Annotated in this window: 1 protein-coding gene; it reads left to right on the top strand. The window is 61.1% G+C overall.

Going from position 1 to position 1,185, the window contains the following annotated elements; genetic code table 11:
• Window positions 1-51: 51 nt before the first annotated feature.
• The coding region (locus BGP00_RS16190) for an AAA family ATPase (protein ID WP_292925778.1) at window positions 52-1,185 on the top strand (1,134 nt) is incomplete at its 3' end.

The raw sequence follows: 1,185 nt of genomic DNA, 5'->3' as shown, positions 1-1,185 counted from the left end.
TTGCGCGCGGCTTTGGCAGGCCAAGGGGCAGGCTTTGACGCATCCCGCGCCATGCTCAAGGGTACGATGCTGATCCTCGATGAGGCCTCGCTCGTTGCGAACAAGCCGATGAACGATCTGGTGACCATTGCCAATCGTCTGGGGGTGGATCGTCTGGTGATGATCGGAGATCGCGCTCAGTTGCAGCCGATCGATGCAGGTAAGGCCTTCACCCTGATCCAGCAGCACAGGCCCGCATTGGCCGAACTTCAGACCAGTCAGCGGCAAAGGACGGAGACCATGAAAGCGGTCGCTGCGCTTACCCGATCTGGCCATTTCGCATCTGCCTTCAAGGTTTTGGGGGATCGCGTTGTCAGCGCAGGGACCGATTTTCGGGAGGCAGCGGCCCGCAAGTGGCTGGAACTATCGGCAGAGGATCGTGAGCGAACCGCGCTTTATGCCTCCGGCCGTGAAAGCCGCGCGGTTCTCAACGCGCTGGTGCAGGAAGGCCTGAAGGCCGAGGGCTCGCTCAGCGGAGAGGGTCTGGCTATCACCCGCCTTGAAAGCCTGCATCTGACCCGTGAGGAACTGCGCTTCGCCCAGAATTATCGGACCGGCCAGGTTCTGGAAGTGATCGGCAAGCACCGGCCCACTGGTTTGGATGCCGGCACTTATGACGTGATCCGCGTTTCCACCAAGGGTGTCGTCAGTCTGCGCGACAGCGATGGACGGACCATCAAGTTCAGACCCGATCGTCTTGATGCCAGCGACAAGCATGACAGCCTGGCTCTCTCCCAGCGCGAGAACCTGGTCCTCTATGAAGGCGACCGCATTCGCTGGACTGCCAATGACAAGCAGCGTGTTCTGCTCAATTCCGCCGAGGCGCGAGTTGTCGCCATCACACGTGAGGGTGTGGAGGTGCGGACAGGTGAAGGTGTGAACATGTTGCTGCCGCATGGCGACCGCATGCTGTCTCGTCTTGGCCTCGCTTATGCGATCAACATGCATCAGGCGCAGGGCATGACGGCCGACAATGGCATCGGCGTCATGCATTCGGCCGAGCGCCATCTCTCCAACCAGCGCCTGACCCATGTGATGGCGACCCGCGTTCGCGATGAACTGACCATCTTCACTGACGATCGCGACGCCCTGCTGCGCGCGGTCGAGAGCAACGCTGGGGACAAGGCCAGCGCGCTTGAACATGTC

It is taken from the genome of Novosphingobium sp. 63-713, assembly GCF_001898925.1.
Taxonomy (GTDB): Bacteria; Pseudomonadota; Alphaproteobacteria; order Sphingomonadales; family Sphingomonadaceae; genus Novosphingobium.
This window is presented reverse-complemented; position numbering and strand designations above follow the sequence as displayed.